The organism is Limnohabitans sp. JirII-29, from assembly GCF_003063395.1.
GTDB lineage: Bacteria > Pseudomonadota > Gammaproteobacteria > Burkholderiales > Burkholderiaceae_C > Limnohabitans.
In genome coordinates, this window is record NZ_NESB01000006.1 from 1 (window position 1) to 16733 (window position 16733).

The window sequence follows — 16733 nt, forward strand, 5'->3', positions numbered from 1 at the left end:
GTGTTGGCTCGCATCCACAGCCACCCAAATGCCCGCATCGAAGAGTTACTTCCGCACTGCTGGAAGCCCGCAAGTCCGACCGTGTGAACACTCGCCCACAAAATAGGTGGGAAGACCGGACGCTCACTTTTTATTTACAGTGTTTTTGAAATACTTTCGCTTGCACCACCATGCATGGATGTCAAATGCAAAAGCCGTTACTGCATCAATCAGTAACGGCTTTTATTTGGAGGCGCGACCCAGAGTCGAACTGGGCTAAACGGATTTGCAATCCGGTGCATAACCGCTTTGCTATCGCGCCATGTCTTTGACGAAAAAGGGAAGCGGTTGCTTCCCTTGTCAATTTGGAGCGGGAAACGAGGCTCGAACTCGCGACCTCAACCTTGGCAAGGTTGCGCTCTACCAACTGAGCTATTCCCGCAGAACCGCTATTGTAACGCGTTTTTAAAGCGAAATACAAGCGCTTACAAAAATCAATGCTTGACCGCTTCGTTTTTGGGCGTTTCCGTGGCCGCTGTTGCCGCCAAAGCAGGCGCTTCGTCAGGCAACGGCGTGGGCATACGCTCAAGAGCGATCTCTAGCACTTTGTCGATCCACTTGACAGGCACGATTTCCAAGCCGTTCTTCACGTTCTCAGGAATTTCTTGCAAGTCTTTGATGTTTTCTTCTGGGATCAACACCGTCTTAATCCCACCGCGTAGAGCAGCCAAGAGTTTTTCCTTGAGACCGCCAATCGCTGTCACCTCACCGCGCAGCGTGATCTCACCGGTCATTGCAACATCAGCCCGCACAGGAATACCTGTCAAGGCAGAAACCAAAGCAGTGGTCATCGCAGCACCTGCGCTAGGACCATCTTTCGGGGTCGCACCATCTGGAACGTGGATATGAATATCGCGTTTTTCAAGCAAGTCATCAGAAATACCCAAACGACGTGCTCGGCTACGCACGACGGTACGAGCGGCTTCAACGGATTCTTTCATCACATCGCCCAAAGAACCTGTGCGTGTGATGGTGCCCTTGCCCGTCATGATGGCAGCCTCGATGGTGAGCAAGTCGCCCCCAACCTCCGTCCATGCCAGCCCCACCACTTGCCCCACTTGGTTTTGCTGTTCTGCACGACCGTAGGTGTATTTACGCACCCCTAAGAAGTCGGGCAAATTGTCAGCATCCACTTTGACCTGTGGTTTCATTTGCTTGAGCAGCAAGGCCTTGACCACTTTGCGACAAATCTTGGACAACTCGCGTTCGAGCGAACGAACGCCTGCTTCTCTTGTGTAGTAGCGCACGATGTCGCGCACGGCAGACTCGTCCACCACCAACTCTTCGTCTTTCACACCGTTGTTTTTCATCTGCTTAGGCAGCAGATATTTCATGGCGATGTGCGTTTTTTCGTCTTCGGTGTAGCCCGACAGTCGAATGACTTCCATGCGGTCCAACAGCGCAGGGGGAATGTTCATTGAGTTGGATGTAGCAACAAACATCACGTCGCTGAGGTCGTAGTCGACTTCAACATAGTGATCCCCAAACTTGTTGTTTTGCTCCGGATCCAATACCTCGAGCAACGCGCTGGATGGATCGCCACGGAAGTCTGTTCCGAGTTTGTCCACTTCGTCCAACAAGAACAGGGGGTTGCGTGTGCCCACTTTGGTCAAGCTTTGCAAGACCTTGCCAGGCATCGCACCAATGTAGGTGCGGCGATGGCCACGAATTTCTGCTTCATCGCGCATGCCACCCAACGCCATGCGCACATACTTGCGCCCAGTCGCCTTGGCAATGGATTGACCAAGCGAGGTTTTACCCACGCCAGGAGGCCCCACCAAGCACAGGATAGGGGCTTTGACTTTGTCAACACGTTGCTGGACTGCGAGGTATTCCAAGATGCGGTCTTTGACCTTGTCGAGCCCGTAGTGGTCCTCGTTGAGCACGTCTTCGGCATTGCCCAAGTCGTGTTTGATTTTTGTTTTTTTGCTCCAAGGCAGGCCCACCAAGACATCGATGTAGTTACGCACCACACTGGCTTCAGCCGACATAGGAGACATGAGCTTGAGTTTCTTCAGCTCTGCATCAGCCTTCTTGCGGGCCTCAACAGGCATGCGTGCAGCTTTGATCTTTTTTTCGATCTCTTCAATGTCTGCACCCTCCTCGCCTTCGCCCAATTCTTTTTGGATGGCTTTGACTTGCTCGTTAAGGTAGAAATCGCGTTGGTTTTTTTCCATCTGGCGTTTCACACGGCCACGGATTTTTTTATCAACGTTGAGGATGTCCACTTCCCGTTCGAGCTGCTCGAACAGATTTTCCAAGCGGTCTCGTACCAGCGCTAAATCAAGCACCACTTGCTTGTTTTCTAACTTAAGCGGCAAGTGCGCCGCGATGGTGTCGGCCAAACGACCTGGATCGTCAATGCTGGCAATGGAGGTCAAGATTTCTGGAGGAATCTTTTTGTTCAGTTTGACGTACTGGTCAAACTGCTGCATCACAGCGCGGCGCAGAGCTTCAACCTCGCTGTCTGTCTCAGCGGCGAGCACCTCCACAGGTGTCAAATTGGCAGTGAAATGCGATTCGCCATCTTCGATACCGTTTACGCGTGCGCGTTGCTGCCCCTCGACCAACACTTTGACAGTGCCGTCTGGCAGTTTGAGCATTTGCAAAATGGTGGAAACGCACCCGACCTCGAACATATCAGCGACGGATGGCTCATCTTTGGCGGCAGCTTTTTGAGCCACCAGCATGATGCATCGATCTGCGGACATGGCAGATTCGAGCGCTTTGATGCTCTTGGGGCGTCCGACAAACAACGGAATCACCATGTGCGGGAACACCACCACATCGCGCAAGGGCAACAGTGGCAGATCAATCGGGGTAGCAGGCAGCGGGGGTTGTCCAGACATGGTCAGCCTTCCAATAAAAAGGGGACCAGCACTTTCGCCGTCCCCGAGGTGAATCTTTTAGGCCTTTTTGGCGGCCTCTCGGTACACCAACAAAGGGGGTTTATTTTCGTCGATGGTGGCTTCTTCAACCACCACTTTCTCGACATTCGTTGTGTTGGGTAATTCGAACATGGTGTCGATCAGCGATTGTTCAAGGATGGAACGCAAACCTCGGGCACCAGTTTTACGCGCCAAGGCTTTTTTAGCAATTGCTCGCAGGGCACTGGGGCGGACTTCGAGCTCAGCGCCTTCCATCGCAAACAGCTTGCCGTATTGCTTGATCAAGGCATTCTTGGGTTCAGTCAAGATTTGCACCAAGGCGTCCTCTGTCAACTCGGCCAAGGTCGCCACCACAGGCATACGACCCACAAGTTCTGGAATCAACCCAAACTTGATGATGTCTTGCGGTTCCACCTCACCGAACACTTCGGTCAAGCTGCGGCTTTCTTTGCTCTTGACCGTGGCACCGAAACCAATGCCGGAAGCTTCGGTACGGCTTTCGATCACTTTCTCAAGACCGGCAAATGCACCGCCACAAATGAACAAGATGTTGGTCGTGTCAATTTGCAAAAAGTCTTGGTTGGGGTGCTTGCGCCCACCCTGCGGTGGAATGCTGGCCATGGTGCCCTCAATCAACTTGAGTAAGGCTTGCTGCACCCCCTCACCTGATACGTCGCGGGTGATGGATGGGTTGTCAGATTTGCGCGAAATCTTGTCGATTTCGTCGATGTACACAATGCCACGCTGCGCGCGCTCAACGTCGTAGTTGCAGCTTTGCAGCAATTTTTGAATGATGTTTTCAACGTCTTCACCGACGTAACCGGCTTCGGTCAAGGTGGTGGCATCGGCCATGACGAACGGCACGTCCAACATGCGTGCCATGGTTTGGGCCAGCAAGGTCTTGCCAGACCCGGTAGGGCCGATCAACAAGATGTTGCTTTTGGAGAGCTCGACATCTTCTTTTTTAGCGCCTTCTTTGTGCTTCAAGCGCTTGTAGTGGTTGTACACCGCCACAGCCAAGGTGCGTTTGGCAGGCTCTTGTCCAATGACGTAGTTGTCAAGGTTCGCTTTGATTTCTGCCGGGGTAGGTAAATCACCGCGTGTCTCTGCCGCCACATCGCCAGCAGGCAGCTCGTCTCGAATGATCTCGTTGCACAAATCGATGCACTCATCGCAAATAAAGACCGAAGGTCCTGCAATGAGCTTTTTCACCTCGTGCTGGCTCTTACCGCAGAAAGAACAGTAGAGGTTTTTTTCGCCAGAAGCGCCTTTTTTGTCGGCCATGAATTTGCTTTGAGAAGGTGCTAAAAAATGTTGAGTCGATGATACCCAAATCAAAAGCGGCGCTTCTGGGTACGATGACCCAAAAAAGACGCCGCCTTAGAAACCAAACGCTGCGTACTAAGCGCGTTTGTTGATCACTTGGTCGACCAAGCCGTAGTCCTTGGCTTCGTCTGCACTCAGGTAATAGTCACGTTCGGTGTCTCGCTCGATTTTTTCAAGCGGCTGCCCTGTGCGCTCAGCCAAGATTCGGTTGAGTTGCTCACGTGTTTTCAAAATTTCACGGGCGTGAATTTCGATCTCGGTAGCTTGGCCTTGGGTACCGCCCAGGGGCTGGTGAATCATGACCTTCGAATTAGGCAACGAGAAGCGTTTGCCCTTCTCGCCTGCGGCCAACAAGAACGCACCCATGCTGGCGGCCATGCCGATACACAGGGTGGAGACTTGAGGCTTGACGAAGTTCATCGTGTCGAAAATCGCCATACCTGCACTCACAGAGCCGCCTGGTGAGTTGATGTAGAGCGAAATGTCTTTGTCAGGGTTTTCGCTTTCCAAAAACAACAACTGCGCCACCACCAGATTAGCGGTTTGGTCGTTGACTGGACCGACCAAAAAGATCACGCGCTCTTTGAGCAGGCGTGAATAAATGTCGTAAGACCGCTCGCCGCGGCCCGACTGCTCGATCACCATGGGGATCATTCCCAAGGCTTGTGTGTCCAGTGCGCTCATAGTGTTTCCTTGTTGACGAAGACAGATCAGGATTGGCCCATCAATTCGTCGAATGACACGGCTTTGGCCGTGACCTTCGCCTTAGACAAGATGAAGTCGGTCACGTTGTTTTCAATGACGATGGCTTCAACTTCGCCCAAACGGCTCATGTCGCTGTAATACCACTTGACCACATCGGCAGGTTTTTCGTAGCTTGAGGCCAACTCTTCGATGTGCGCTTTGATCTGCTCAGCTGTGGCGTGCAACTCATGATTGCGCACCAACTCAGCCACCACCAAGCCCATGCGCACGCGCTTTTCAGCTTGTGGGCGGAACACGTCGTCAGGGATAGGGGCTTTGTCAGCATCTTTGATGCCACGTGCTTTCAAATCCGCACGGGCGCCTTCGATCATACGGTCCAGCTCAGCTTGCACGCTAGCCTTGGGTAAATCGAGTTCAGCGACCGTCACCAAAGCGTCCAAAGCGGCTTGCTTGTTGCGACCCAGCAAGCGGAACTTCACTTCGCGCTCCAGGTTGTTTTTGATGTCAGCACGCAAGCCTGCCACGGTCGCATCCGCCACGCCCAAAGACTTGGCCAACTCGTCAGTCACTTCAGGCATGTGGGCGGCTTCGACCTTTTTCAAAGTCACCAAGAAGTCGGCTTGTTTGCCCGCTACGTCTTTGCCGTGGTAGTCGGCGGGGAAATTCAGCGGAAAGGTTTTGCTTTCGCCCGACTTCATACCGCGCACCGCATCTTCAAATTCCTTGAGCATTTGGCCTTCGCCAAGCAAGAACTGAAAGTCTTCGGCTTTGCCGCCTTGAAAAGGCTCTCCGTCAATCTTGCCTTCAAAGTCAATGGTCACGCGGTCGCTGTCTTCAGCGGCACCCGTCAACCCACGCTGCGCGAAGGTACGACGCTGTTTGCGCAAGATTTCAATGGTTTTGTCGATGGCGGCGTCGGTCACTTCAGCAGAAGCTTTTTCAACTTCAATGCTGGCCAAGTCGCCCATCTTGACTTCGGGGTACACCTCGAAAATCGCCTCGAAAGCCATTTGGCCTTCTGGAGAGGCTTCTTTTTCAGAGATACGGGGCTGACCAGCGACACGCAGCTTGGCTTCATTGGTGGCAGCTGCAAAAGCCTCGCCCACCTTGTCGTTCATGACTTCGTAGTGGGTGGAATAGCCATAGCGCTGTGCCACGATGTTCATTGGCACCTTGCCTGGGCGAAAGCCGTCGATCTTGACTTGACGGGCAACGCGCTTGAGGCGGGCATCCACTTCCTTGGCAATGACATCCACCGGCAACGTGAGGGTGATCTTGCGTTCCAGTTTTTCCAAAGTTTCAACGGTCACAGCCATGCGGTTTCTCCTAAATTGGCATTGTCAGCAACAGCCCTCAATGGGTCAGTTGCCATGAATCATGTGGTGCGCGGGGCGGGACTCGAACCCGCACATCCTTGCGGACGTCAGGACCTAAACCTGGTGCGTCTACCAATTTCGCCACCCGCGCGGGTTTTTTCAAAGAACAACGGGCGGTCTTTGTGAAAGACCACCCGCCTGAAATCGGTCAACCTGTTATTTTATCCGTTTACGCCGCTGGTTTTGGCCGCTCGACTCGGAACCAGGCAGCGTACATGGCAGGCAAAGACAACAAGGTCAACACCGTTGCCAGCGCCAGCCCCCCCATGATGGCCACGGCCATAGGACCCCAAAACACGCTGCGGGTGAGAGGAATCATGGCCAATACGGCGGCTGCAGCAGTCAACACAATCGGGCGCAAACGCCGCACAGCGGCTTCCACAATGGCCTCCCAAGCCGCCACCCCGTTGGCGCGATCTTGTTCAATTTGATCAATCAAAATCACCGAATTGCGCTGAATCATGCCCATCAACGCGATCACGCCCAGCAATGCGACAAAGCCAAAGGGGCGATCCAGCGCAAGCAAGGCTGCGGCCACTCCGGCCAATCCCAGCGGCCCAGTCAAAAACACCAGCAGCGCACGACTGAAGCTTTGCAACTGCAGCATCAACAAGGTGAAGGTGATGAACAACATCATGGGCATCCCTGCCGAGATGGAGCTTGAGCCTTTGGCACTCTCCTCCACCGCACCCGCGACCTGAATGCGATAGCCTGAATCTTGGGTTTGTGACCATTGCGCTTCCAACTTTCGAAGATCTGGTAACAACTGATCAGTCACCGTCGCACCTTGCAAACCTTCAATGATGTCGCATTGCACCGTGATCGCGTATTCACGCCCTTCACGCCACATCACCCCAGGCTCCCAAGAAAACACGGGTTTGGCGATTTGCGTCAGCGCCACCATGCGACCACTGGCCGTCGGGACATATGCATTGGTCAGGTCACTGATGGCGTCACGCTCATCGACGGGTTGACGCAAGACGATGTCAATCAGTTTGTTGTCTTCACGGAATTGCTCAACCGTGGAGCCGACCAACAACGTACGGGCAGCTTGGGCCAACGATTGGCTAGTCACGCCCAAGGTACGCGCCTTGGCCTGATCAACCTCCAAGCGAATCACTTTCACCGATTCATTCCAGTTGTCGTTCACGCCACGCGCTGCGCTGTTAGCACGCATCACTGCCTTGACCTCGTCAGCATGTTCACGCAAAACCTTGGGATCAGGTCCCACTACCCTAAATTGCACGGGGTATGCAACGGGTGGCCCGCTGGGCAACAGCTTTACACGGGCACGCGCCTCAGGAAATTCTTGCGCCAACATGGTAGGCAGCGCCAAGCGCAAGGACTCTCGACGCTTCAAATCTTCTGGCACCACGATCAACTGCGACACATTGGTCTGCGGAAATACTTGGTCGAGTGGCAAATAAAAACGTGGAACACCTGAGCCAATCCAAGAACTGACTGTTTGCACGCCGGCTTCTTTGAGTAAGCGCTGTTCCACCGCTTGCGTCACGCTCTCGTTGAGTTTGAAAGAGGTGCCTTCAGGAAACCACAGATCCACCAAAATTTCGGGGCGACTCGAATCGGGGAAGAACTGCTGTTGCACACGCCCCATCCCCACCAGCCCCAAGACAAACAACAACACAGTGATGCCAATGGCCTTCCAGCGATGCACCACACACCACATCACCGCCCGGCGAAAGTGCGTGTAGAACGGGCCATCGAACAACTCGTGCTCAGCATGGGGCTTCACATTCAGCAACAAGGTCCCCAAGTAAGGCACAAAGTAGACCGACACCCACCAGCTCAGCACCAACGCAGCCACGGTCACCGCAAAAATGGCATAGGTGTACTCACCCACCGTTGAATTGGCCATGCCAATGGGCAAAAAACCAGCGGCGGTGATCAACGTGCCTGTCAACATCGGCATGGCGGTGACTTCATAGGCAAAGGTGGCCGCACGCACACGGTCATAGCCCTCTTCCATTTTGCGCACCATCATCTCCACGGCGATGATGGCGTCGTCCACCAGTAAGCCCAAAGCGATGATCAAAGATCCGAGAGAGATTTTGTGTAGACCAATGCCTAAATAATGCATCGCCAAAAAAGTCATGGCTAACACCAAAGGAATCGTGATGGCCACAACCAAACCCGGGCGAATGTCTACATGCCAGCCGAACCGTCCACCTTTGTGCAGGCCGAGCGACACGAAACTCACCAACAGCACAATCAAGACAGCCTCAATGAGCACTTGAACAAACTCCCCCACGGAGCTCATCACGGCCTTGGGCTGGTCTTGTACCTGCACAAGTCGCACCCCTGCAGGCAAAGTTTGTTCTATTTTTTGAGTCGCGACCTTGAGCGATTTACCCAAAGCGATGATGTCGCCCTTCTTGGCCATTGAAACACCCAAGGCAATCACAGGTTGGCCCTGGTGATGCACTTTGACAGAGGGCGGATCAATGTAGCCACGCTGCACAGTGGCAATATCCCCCAAGCGCAACTGTTGGCCCGAGCTGCCGCGAATCGGCATGGCTCGCAATTGCTCCGCCGTCTCGAACTGGCCTTCAATACGCACTTGCAACACATCCAGAGGCGCTTGCACCGACCCCGCGTTCTCGACAGCGTTTTCTTGTCCCAACTGTGCCAGCACCGCATTCAAGTCGAGGCCAAGCTGCACCAAGCGCTTTTGTGGAATTTCGATGAATATCTTTTCGTCCTGCACGCCAAACTGTTCCACCTTGGCCACATCAGGCACGCGCAGCAGCTGTTGCCGCACATCGTCGGCAAAGCGTTTCACTTCGGCAGGCGTGAAACCTGGCGCATCCAGTGCATAAATCACACCAAATACATCACCAAACTCGTCATTGAAAAAAGGGCCTTGCACACCCGCTGGCAAGGTGTAACGAATGTCGCCAATCTTTTTTCGTACGGTGTACCAGGCATTGGGCACATCGCTGGGTTTTGTTGAGTCTTTGAGTTGAAAAATGATTTGTGACTCACCTGGCTTGGAGTAACTGCGGATCTTGTCCGCATAAGGAACCTCTTGCAGCGTTCGCTCCAATTTATCAGTCACTTGTTCTGCCACTTGCTGCGCCGTGGCACCAGGCCAATAGGCACGAACCACCATGGCACGAAAGGTGAAAGGCGGGTCTTCGTCTTGACCCAACTGGAAATAGGCTGCGATGCCCAACACCATCAACACCACCATCAGGTAGCGAGTCAGCGCAGGATGTTCCAGGGCCCATTGAGATAAGTTGAATTTATTCATGCTCAATCTCACTTGCGGGCCTGGTAAAGCGAGACCTTTTGTCCCGGGTTCAGCACATGCACGCCCGACACCACCACTTGGTCGCCATTCTTCAGCCCGGCGCTGACCACAGCATCGTTGCCATCAGCAGTATGGACATCGACCGCTTGTGGTTTCACCGTCATGGTTTGCGGGTCAAGCAACCAGACCGATGTCGCACCGCCCTCTTCACGCAAGGCGCTGGTGGGCAACTTCACCACGGCAACACCAGACGCAGCCGCCATAGAAGGCAAAGTCACCGTCACGGTAGCACCCAGCACCACATCGGCCTCATCGCGCCCTAAGCCAGACGGCAACATCGCTTTGACTACGAAAGAGCGGGTCACAGGATCGGCACTGGCAGATACATCACGCACTTTGGCTTGCAAGGTTTTGCCGCTATTCCACAGCCGAACCGCCACAACGCTTCCTGGTTTGAGGGCCGGCAGTTTGTCTTCTGGCACCGAGAACACCACATCCCGTGGACCGTCCAGCGCCAGCCTTACCACCGACTGGCCGGCGGCCAAGACTTGACCTGCACTGGCGTCCACCGCAGTGATCACGCCTGCGCCATCCGCCAGCAAGCGGGTGTAGCTTGACTGGTTGCCTTGCACTGCGTTTTGGGCTTGCGCCTGTTGCCATTGGGCCTGAGCAGATTTGTACGCGGCCTCACGACGCTCCAACTCGGCCGAACTGATGAAGCCTTGTTTGTATAGATCTTGATAACGCTTCAAATCAGCCCCAGCCAAATCACGGTTGGTCTGCGCCACCAACACTTGTGCGGCTGTGGCATCGGATGCCAAACGGTAGTCTTGTGCATCAATGTGCGCCAGCTCTTGGCCTGCTTTGATACGTTGTCCCAATTCGACTGAACGGCTGAGTAATTTTCCAGCGATGCGAAAACCCAAACCTGTCTCCACGCGCGCACGAATCTCACCCGAAAATTCCAAACCCAAATCTGAACTCACCGCCCCCACGGTCATGACCTTCACAGCGCGCACAGGTTCTTGCAAAGGTTCAGCCTTATGACAAGCCGACAGCATCAGCGCACACAGGGCAGACACCACAAAGTAAATCAAAGTAGAGAATTTGTACGGCATAAAGTATTCAAAAATTTAATGACTGACTGGTTATTAATTCTAGCAAGTGAAAAAAAACTGTCAAGCGACAATCCCTCTTCACATGGCAAGCATTGATCATTACGAAAATTTCCCTGTTGCGTCCTGGCTGTGTCCGGCCCATCTACGCCCCGCCGTGGCGGCGCTGTATCACTTCGCCCGTACGGCTGACGACATCGCTGACGAAGGTGACGCCCCGGCACACCACCGCCTCAACGACTTGGCCGAATACCGCGCAGATTTAAACCTCTGCTTAGCAGGCTCAACGACACCAAGCCAACGCTGGCCCGTGTTATTTGCGGCCCTCGCACATGCCGTCCAACAGCATCAGTTGCCAGCCCAACCTCTGCACGATTTATTGGATGCCTTCGAACAAGACGTGGTCTATACCAGCGTCGGTCAAGGCTACCGCAACCGCGCCGAACTGCTGGATTACTGCCGTCGCTCAGCCAACCCCGTAGGGCGGCTGATGCTGCATTTGTACGGGGTGAGTGACAACACCTCGCTGCATCAAAGCGATGCCATTTGCACCGCGTTGCAACTGATCAATTTTTGGCAAGACCGCCCACTTGATTTAGCACGTGGGCGCAACTATTTGCCACAAGCTCACGCCCTTGAAGAAGAACTCCAGTTTGCTCGCGCGCTGATGAACCAGGGCGCGCCTTTGGCCAAGCGTGTCCAAGGGCGCGCAGGATGGGAGCTGCGTGCAGTTGTCCAAGGCGGACTGCGAATTTTGGACAAACTGGAGGCTGAGCAAAATCGCCCTCGCCTCAACCGTACAGATCTGCTGTGCATTGCCTGGCGTTGCTTGCGCATGTAGCCGTCTTCAACAACCCAGATAATGGGTCCTTCATGACACCTCAACAATACGTTCAACAAAAAGCTGCGGCTTCAGGCAGCAGCTTTTATTACGCTTTCTTGTTTTTGCCACCTCAGCGACGTGCAGCGATCACAGCGTTCTATGCGTTTTGCCGCGAGGTCGACGATGTGGTGGATGAAGTCAGCGATCCAGGCGTCGCGCAGACCAAACTGGCTTGGTGGCGCAACGAAGTACACCAAGCCTTCGCGGGTCATCCACAGCACCCAGTGATGCAAGCTCTGCAACCACTGTGTGCAGAATTCGGCATTGAAGAGACCATGTTGCAGTCAGTGATCGAGGGGTGCGAAATGGACCTCACACAAACCCGTTACCTCGACTACCCCAACCTCACCCGATACTGCCATTTGGTCGCCGGCGTTGTTGGCGAGGTATCGGCACGAATCTTTGGCCAGACGGATCCCGCCACCACCGATTACGCACACACGCTGGGGCAGGCATTTCAACTCACCAACATCATCCGTGATGTGGGCGAAGACGCCTTGCGTGGACGCATTTACCTGCCGGTGTCTGAATTACAGCAATTCGATGTGAAAGCACACGAGGTGCTCAACCGTCTTGACTCAGAGCGCTTTCAAGCGCTGATGCAGTTCCAAGCCCAACGTGCCCATGCCTTGTACGACCAGGCTTTGGGCCAACTGCCCACTGCAGATTGGCAAACCCAAAAACCGGGGTTGATGATGGCCAGCATCTACCGCACATTGTTGCGGGAAATCGAAGCCCAGAAATTTCCCGTGCTGCAACAGCGTGTGGCACTGACACCTCTGCGCAAGCTCTGGCTGGCCTGGAAGATGCAAGCTCTCGGGCGCTTCTAAACCAGGGTGTCCATGAAACAAGTCCGCATCGTGGGCGCCGGCTGGGCTGGACTGGCTGCTGCAGTCGCTGCCGTGCAGCATGGCATGCAGGTCCACCTTTACGAAACAGCCCATATCAGCGGAGGACGCGCCCGCAAACTGCCACAGACCTTTGCTGGTCATCCACTCGACAACGGTCAACACGTGTTGATTGGCGCCTACCGAGACACACTGGCCTTGATGCGCACAGTGGGCTTAGAACCCGAAGCCTTGCTCAAGCGCATGCCACTGAACCTGCAATTTGCCAACGGTCAAGGGCTCGCATTGCCCGATGGCCCCGCGCCTTGGAACGTGCTGGCAGGCATCGCACGAGCACGTGGATGGACCTGGCATGACAAAACTCATCTGCTCTACGCCTGTTGGCAATGGCAACGCAATGGCTTCATATGCCCCAGTGACTGGACAGTGACCCAGTTGTGTACTCACAGCAAATTGTCACCCAGCGTATGTGAACAACTGATTGAGCCGTTGTGCCTGTCGGCACTCAACACATCTTTGCACGAAGCCAGTGCCCTGGTTTTTTTACGCGTTCTGCACGACGCACTATTGAGTGGCCCGGGCAGTGCTGATCTGCTAATACCCACGTGCGACCTTGGCGCTTTGTTCCCCGAAACCTGCCTGCGCTGGTTACAAAGCCAAGGTGCGCACATTCACCTGGGCCATCGCATCACCGCTGAAGACTTGATACGCCCAGAGTTTCAACCCCAGCCCAGACAAGCCCTGGTACTGGCGTGCACCGCACGGGAGGCTGCGCGTTTGACCGCGACACACCATCCGCAGTGGTCACAACAAGCAGCAGCCCTCACGCACACCGCCATCACCACCGTCTACCTGCATTGCACAGACAAAGCATTTGCAGGTTTGAGTCAACCCATGGTGGCGCTGCACAGCAGCGCTCAGCAGCCGGCTCAGTTTGTGTTTGATCGCGGCGTGCTGACACAGCAAGCCGGCTTGTTAGCCTGCGTGGTCAGCGCCAGCCAGGGAGAACGCCACGACATCGCTGAACGTGTACAACAACAAGTCTCTCAGCAATTGGGCTTGCAGGATCTTAGCGTCGTGCAAACTGTGGTCGAAAAACAAGCCACCCTGGCCTGCCTGCCCGATCTCGTGCGGCCTGAAACCTGCATTGCACCTCACCTCTTTGCCTGCGGCGACTACGTTCGGGGGCCCTACCCGTCGACCCTGGAAGGCGCAGTACGTTCAGGGCAACAGGTAATCGCACAGTTGCGTCACCTCTGACAAGGTCAAGGGCTGGGGCGAGTCGTGTGTCCAATCACGGGCATGGGTATTGACCCAGACCGTCTGCATGCCCACCCCACGTGCACCCACCGCATCAGCCAAGGCATCGTCACCTACGTGCAGTACCGCCTGTGGGGGCAGACCGAGTTGGCGTGCCGCAGCTTCAAAAATGCGCGGATCGGGCTTGGCCACACCGCAGTCACGTGCGCTCACCGAGGCTTGAAAATAAGGCCCCACTGGCGTGCGAAACACATCTGCATTGCCGTTAGACACCGCCACCAAGGGATAGCGTGCTGCCAAACGCGACAAGGCCTGCACCACCCCGTCGAACACAAATACCTGGTTGCGTGCGGCAAAAAAGGCATCAAACGCAGCCTCAGCCAAATGCTCAGCCTCACCTGCACGGCGCAGGCTCTCCCGAATCGATGCCAAACGCAAAAAACTCAAGTCATGGCTGCGCTCGGGATGACGGGCATCAATCAAAGCACGAATCTCGCGTCGCACCTCCAAATTGGCAGATAAGCGCGCTGTTTGCGGCGCATGGGTGGCCAGCCACTCGGCAAGCACTTGGTCTGCATGGGCGATGGTGGGCGCAATGGGCCACAAGGTGTCGTCGAGGTCGAACGTGATGGCGTGTATTTGGGTGGGGTCAATCATGGCTGGGCGAGAATACCGCATGCTGTTTAAACCTGCTTTCTCCCCCGAACCCTCGTTCCGCCATGGACAAGCCCCGCGCACCGCCGTCTTGCTGTGCAACCTGGGGACCCCTGACGCCCCAACGGCCAAGGCCCTGCGCACCTACTTGGCTGAATTTTTAGGTGACCGACGCGTGGTAGAAATTCCACGCCTGATCTGGCTGGCTATCCTGCACGGCATCATCTTGCGTATTCGTCCTGCCAAGTCGGCTCAGAAATACGCGAGCATTTGGACCGCTGAAGGCTCCCCCCTCAAGGTCTGGACTGAACGTCAGGCCCAAGCCTTGCAACAAGCGTTCCATGCACATGGCCAAGATGTGATCGTCGATTACGCCATGCGCTATGGCAGCCACGACATCCCTACTCAACTCAACGCACTCAAAGCCCAGGGTGCCACGCGCGTTCTGCTGCTGCCTGCCTACCCGCAATACTCTGGCACCACCACCGCCAGCGTGTTCGATGCGGTCTACAGCTGGGGCTTACAGACTCGCCTGCTCCCTGAGTTTCGCTTCATCAACCACTACCATGACGATCCAGGCTACATCACCGCGTTGGCCGAGCGCGTGCGCCACCACTGGGCTGAACACGGTCAAGCTGAACGGTTGGTGATGAGCTTTCATGGCGTGCCTGAGCGCACCCTGCAGTTGGGCGACCCTTACCATTGCGAGTGTTACAAAACGGCGCGTCTTTTGGGCGAGGCTTTGGGGCTGCGCAAAGACCAATACCAAGTCACCTTTCAATCGCGCTTTGGCAAAGCCAAGTGGCTGGAGCCCTACACAGAACCCACCCTCATCGCCATGGCACAACAAGGTGTGAAACGGGTAGATTTGATTTGTCCCGGCTTTACCAGTGACTGCCTGGAAACCTTGGAAGAAATTGCGCAAGAAGCCCAAGAAGCGTTTCATGCCGCAGGCGGAGACACCTTCCACTACATCCCGTGCCTCAACGACAGCCCGCAGTGGGTAGATGCCATGCGCAGCTTATGCCTGCAACACATGGCAGGATGGCCTATGCCGGCAGCTCCAGCAGCAGCACTGGAGATCAGTCGTCAAGAGGCTTTGGCGTTAGGGGCTCAGCAATAAACGGGTGATACATGCGCCCTGCGGGACGCGCAGCTTTGCTGCACCCCGCGCAAGCAATCAAAGAGATTTGGCTGACGCCGCTGTAACCGGTGCGGAAGCCGCAGAGGCAGACGCAGGCGCTACAGCATTTGACGCCGCGGGCCGCGCTGCACTGGCAGATGCCGTCACACCTGAAGTCCACACCTTTGCAGCGGCAGACGTCACGGCGGCGCTGGCCGCCTCGACAACAGGTGCGACATCAGAAGCAGTGGCGAGCTTGTCCACCGCCTCTTGCTCACCATTTGGCACCATCAGCACCGGAGGCGGCGCGGATTCTGTGGCAACAGACTCAGGCGCGGGTCGCATCACGGCGGCCACGCCCAGGGCCGCTGCAAACAGGCCCAGAATCGCCCACAAGGAAACTTTGGCTTTGGGTGCTGACACCGAGGCTTCGTTTGGCGACGCAACAATGGGCTGCGGGGTGTCTGATCCAGTTTCAAGCTCTGTCGGCTGCGACTCAGAGAAAGACGATACGTGGGTCAATGCATCGGTTTCAGCTTGCGACACCATAGCCACCGCCGTCTCCGTCGACAAGGCCACGGCAGGTGCAATGAACCATTGCTCTTGCGTCAGCCCTAATAAACTGCCAACTTTTTTAACGGCTGTGAGTTTGACGCTGACACTGTAAAAAGAACTGGAACCGCCCTCTTCCAGCTGGCGAATCTGACGGATCGACATGCAAGAGCGCGTCGCCATGTCACTCAAGGTCCAGCCACGCGCCTCACGGGCCAAACGCAGGGCCACACCATTGATGGTGGATTCTTGTTCAACAGGTGTCATGGCAATCTAACAGTCAAAAAGTGACAGGTAAATATGATCACTTCACCAACAGCAGCTCACCTTTGATTGATGCGCCCTTCTGGACTGACAGCGTTTGGTACACCACGTGGCCATCGACAGAGGCAGACGACGTCACGATCAATTCGTTGCAAGTGGCTGTCCCTGAAAACTTGCCCTTGATGTGCAAACTGCTGCACGTCACAACCCCGTCAACCTGACCGCGTGCACCAATGGTGAGCTCATCCACCTGGATTTGGCCATTCAATGAACCTTCCACGTGAATCGCACCTTTGGCAGAAATCTCACCACGGAAGGAGAAGCCTTCACTCAGGATAGACGGCTTGGAAGCGGTGGTTGAAATCATGTCCATCATGGTGTTTCTCTGTGGAATAACAGGTGCTGACGCCGAGGCCTGCTGAGCCGCCT

At 55.2% G+C, this 16733-nt stretch carries 13 protein-coding genes and 3 tRNA genes; 4 read left to right on the top strand and 12 right to left on the bottom strand.

Going from position 1 to position 16733, the window contains the following annotated elements; genetic code table 11:
* Window positions 1–227: 227 nt before the first annotated feature.
* From B9Z39_RS10440 to B9Z39_RS10480, 9 genes are all read right to left on the bottom strand, one after another.
* Window positions 228–301, bottom strand: a tRNA-Cys gene (locus tag B9Z39_RS10440).
* 44 nt (window positions 302–345) lie between these two features.
* Window positions 346–421 (bottom strand) — tRNA-Gly (locus B9Z39_RS10445).
* A 52-nt stretch (window positions 422–473) separates the two neighbouring features.
* Window positions 474–2888, bottom strand: coding sequence for an endopeptidase La (gene lon, locus B9Z39_RS10450; RefSeq protein WP_108301683.1), 2415 nt, complete (start codon window positions 2886–2888; stop codon window positions 474–476).
* Between the two features lie 57 nt (window positions 2889–2945).
* Window positions 2946–4211 (bottom strand): ATP-dependent Clp protease ATP-binding subunit ClpX, encoded by a 1266-nt coding sequence (clpX, locus tag B9Z39_RS10455; RefSeq protein WP_108301684.1) that lies wholly within the window; start codon window positions 4209–4211, stop codon window positions 2946–2948.
* 117 nt (window positions 4212–4328) lie between these two features.
* Window positions 4329–4937, bottom strand: a complete 609-nt coding sequence (clpP, locus tag B9Z39_RS10460) for an ATP-dependent Clp endopeptidase proteolytic subunit ClpP (protein ID WP_100144176.1) — start codon at window positions 4935–4937, stop codon at window positions 4329–4331.
* A gap of 26 nt (window positions 4938–4963) precedes the next feature.
* The gene (gene tig / locus B9Z39_RS10465; RefSeq protein WP_108301685.1) at window positions 4964–6274 is read right to left on the bottom strand and encodes a trigger factor; all 1311 of its coding nucleotides are present in this window, start codon (window positions 6272–6274) and stop codon (window positions 4964–4966) included.
* A gap of 64 nt (window positions 6275–6338) precedes the next feature.
* Window positions 6339–6425, bottom strand: a tRNA-Leu gene (locus tag B9Z39_RS10470).
* Window positions 6426–6503: 78 nt separating this feature from the next.
* Window positions 6504–9605 (bottom strand): efflux RND transporter permease subunit, encoded by a 3102-nt coding sequence (locus tag B9Z39_RS10475; protein WP_100144172.1) that lies wholly within the window; start codon window positions 9603–9605, stop codon window positions 6504–6506.
* Window positions 9606–9613: 8 nt separating this feature from the next.
* A complete protein-coding gene (locus B9Z39_RS10480) occupies window positions 9614–10723 on the bottom strand; it encodes an efflux RND transporter periplasmic adaptor subunit (protein ID WP_108301686.1) in 1110 nt (369 codons plus the stop codon).
* 82 nt (window positions 10724–10805) lie between these two features.
* Between B9Z39_RS10480 and B9Z39_RS10485 the strand changes: the two genes are divergently transcribed.
* The 3 genes from B9Z39_RS10485 to hpnE are packed head-to-tail and all read left to right on the top strand — an operon-like array spanning window position 10806 to window position 13711.
* Complete coding sequence (locus B9Z39_RS10485) at window positions 10806–11561, top strand: squalene/phytoene synthase family protein (protein ID WP_108301687.1); 756 nt, start codon at window positions 10806–10808, stop codon at window positions 11559–11561.
* Between the two features lie 32 nt (window positions 11562–11593).
* Window positions 11594–12433, top strand: a complete 840-nt coding sequence (hpnD, locus tag B9Z39_RS10490; RefSeq protein WP_108301688.1) for a presqualene diphosphate synthase HpnD — start codon at window positions 11594–11596, stop codon at window positions 12431–12433.
* 12 nt (window positions 12434–12445) lie between these two features.
* A complete protein-coding gene (gene hpnE / locus B9Z39_RS10495; protein ID WP_108301689.1) occupies window positions 12446–13711 on the top strand; it encodes a hydroxysqualene dehydroxylase HpnE in 1266 nt (421 codons plus the stop codon).
* On the opposite strand, the gene B9Z39_RS10500 is transcribed toward hpnE, so the two are convergent.
* The gene (locus tag B9Z39_RS10500) at window positions 13673–14368 is read right to left on the bottom strand and encodes an HAD family hydrolase (RefSeq protein WP_108301690.1); all 696 of its coding nucleotides are present in this window, start codon (window positions 14366–14368) and stop codon (window positions 13673–13675) included. The genes hpnE and B9Z39_RS10500 overlap by 39 nt on opposite strands.
* A gap of 19 nt (window positions 14369–14387) precedes the next feature.
* Here B9Z39_RS10500 and hemH point away from each other — a divergent pair, with 19 nt between their 5' ends.
* A complete protein-coding gene (gene hemH, locus B9Z39_RS10505; RefSeq protein ID WP_233248981.1) occupies window positions 14388–15488 on the top strand; it encodes a ferrochelatase in 1101 nt (366 codons plus the stop codon).
* Window positions 15489–15545: 57 nt separating this feature from the next.
* Here hemH and B9Z39_RS10510 read toward each other — a convergent pair whose 3' ends face one another.
* Both B9Z39_RS10510 and B9Z39_RS10515 read right to left on the bottom strand, forming a co-directional pair.
* Window positions 15546–16307, bottom strand: a complete 762-nt coding sequence (locus tag B9Z39_RS10510) for a RodZ family helix-turn-helix domain-containing protein (RefSeq protein WP_108301692.1) — start codon at window positions 16305–16307, stop codon at window positions 15546–15548.
* A gap of 37 nt (window positions 16308–16344) precedes the next feature.
* Complete coding sequence (locus B9Z39_RS10515; RefSeq protein WP_158236106.1) at window positions 16345–16680, bottom strand: polymer-forming cytoskeletal protein; 336 nt, start codon at window positions 16678–16680, stop codon at window positions 16345–16347.
* Window positions 16681–16733: the final 53 nt, after the last annotated feature.